The 293-nt window shown below is 52.6% G+C and carries 1 protein-coding gene; it reads left to right on the forward strand.

Going from position 1 to position 293, the window contains the following annotated elements:
• Positions 1–293: hypothetical protein (locus QP415_RS11430; RefSeq protein ID WP_285100155.1), on the forward strand; the 293-nt coding region annotated here is incomplete at both ends.

Genomic DNA, 293 nt, shown 5'->3' on the forward strand with positions numbered 1-293 from the left:
GGGAACCACTGCCGCCGGAACCACTGACTGGTTCCCAAAAACAAACCACCACTCGCAAACCGATTCCGAACCCTGCTACTACCCCGCCGCCGCGCAGCGTGATATGATCACACCAACACCGACCGGCAGCGTGGAGGTCGAAGAAAAAACACACCCGCTGAATTCAAATAACTGGTTTACCCCGCAGCCATACACATATCAAACAATCGGCGCGGTGCGAGCAGTATTCCAAAACCACACATTAATTGCCGACGAACCCGGCCTCGGTAAAACAATTCAAGCTCTTTTAATTG

Origin of the sequence: Pauljensenia sp. UMB3104 (assembly GCF_030217285.1) — a bacterium.
GTDB lineage: Bacteria > Actinomycetota > Actinomycetes > Actinomycetales > Actinomycetaceae > Pauljensenia.